Origin of the sequence: Cupriavidus sp. CuC1 (assembly GCF_044627735.1) — a bacterium.
In the GTDB taxonomy this organism is placed as follows: domain Bacteria; phylum Pseudomonadota; class Gammaproteobacteria; order Burkholderiales; family Burkholderiaceae; genus Cupriavidus; species Cupriavidus ulmosensis.
The window spans coordinates 1-1,142 of sequence record NZ_JBIUHC010000384.1; the positions used below are offsets into that span (position 1 = coordinate 1).

The following is a 1,142-nucleotide window of genomic DNA, read 5'->3' on the forward strand; positions in this document are numbered from 1 at the left end:
CATTACCCCAAACACACCACAGCCCGGCACAGTAAATTCATGAAGCCAGGTGACGCAAAGTCATTGACACGTTCCGCTCGCTGCGACGCGCAGTAGCGATCGAGCTGCTCCACGACAAATTCTTGCTGGACGCAATTGACTTCAGTCCAAAGGTTGGACGTCGGCTGAGCCTCGGTAGCTACGAGACTTACCGGACCTGGCTGATGATTGAAGCCAATCCTGCGATCGAGACTTTCACCGAGCGCCCGGCTCGAGTCGGCGGCACGCGCAGCGCTGTGATCGATTTCTGGGTCTGATTGCGGGATGCGCCAGCCGGGGAGTTCTGGCTGATTGAGAGTAATCGTTCTGAGGATGGCCACGAGCAAGGCCCTGAAGAATTCGCTTCCGTGGTCAGCACCTTGCATGGTCCGCCTGTCCACGTCATCCTCCAATCTGAACTGCAGGCCTGGACGGTGCCGATCGCCAACTGGTCGCGCATTGTCCCGTACCTCGTCAGCTACCGGCGGTTCCATGTCCACATGCTGGAGCAGGCCATCGTGGTCTACCTGAGCAAACCGAGCGCGTTGGATGCGGTGCTCGAGCGCTTTTCCGAACACGATCCGGGGTGCGTGGAGGCATCGCTCTTTTCCTTGTTGGCATCCGGCCGCGTCGGCTTCGCCACGAGATCCTGATCGAGCAACTTGGCAGCCCGCGGAAGCTGAAACAATCACTTCGCATGGGCGGCATGGAAATCGTGGGTCCCAAAATCCACGAAAACCGCCTCGAGATCGTGAACACCCAACCCAAGTTGCGTCGCATCCGGTACGACGAGATTCTCCATAGGTACCCAAATTCGGCCTTTGGATATGCGGCCGCAGAGATAGCCAGAAATTGCGCTGCAATTTCAAGGATTAGCACCACGGGGCCCCATACCCGCGATCCTCAGTCCACGACAATGTTCTGTTGCTTGGCGAGCATTCTCCACCGCTCCACGTCCTGCCTAATGGTGGCGGCGAATTGGGCCGGCGTAACGGGCCTGGCTTCGGCGCCTTCCTTCAGGATCGCCGCCTTGATTTCGGGCTTAGACACAATACTGTTAACAAATTCGAATTTGTGTTAACTTTCAAGCCTCTGCAACAACAAGAAGAGCTTGAAGGATGGCA

The 1,142-nt window shown here is 57.2% G+C and carries 3 protein-coding genes; 2 read left to right on the forward strand and 1 reads right to left on the reverse strand.

Translation table 11 applies throughout. The features are described 5' to 3' along the window. Nucleotides 1–2: 2 nt before the first annotated feature. Nucleotides 3–404, reverse strand: a complete 402-nt coding sequence (locus ACGLHR_RS51785) for a hypothetical protein (RefSeq protein ID WP_400103903.1) — start codon at nt 402–404, stop codon at nt 3–5. On the opposite strand from ACGLHR_RS51785, the gene ACGLHR_RS51790 reads away from it, so the two are divergent. Both ACGLHR_RS51790 and ACGLHR_RS51795 read left to right on the forward strand, forming a co-directional pair. Next, entirely contained in the window at nt 387–671 is a 285-nt protein-coding gene (locus tag ACGLHR_RS51790; RefSeq protein ID WP_400103905.1) for a hypothetical protein, read from the forward strand. The two genes, ACGLHR_RS51785 and ACGLHR_RS51790, sit on opposite strands and share 18 nt — an antisense overlap. A gap of 271 nt (nt 672–942) precedes the next feature. Then, on the forward strand, nt 943–1,142 hold a 200-nt coding region (locus tag ACGLHR_RS51795; RefSeq protein ID WP_400103906.1), incomplete at its 3' end, for a hypothetical protein.

What these genes read in the sequence shown, in the direction of transcription:
- ACGLHR_RS51785 (WP_400103903.1), bottom strand. Translation starts at nt 404, where the DNA reads ATGCAAGGTGCTGACCACGGAAGCGAATTCTTCAGGGCCTTGCTCGTG.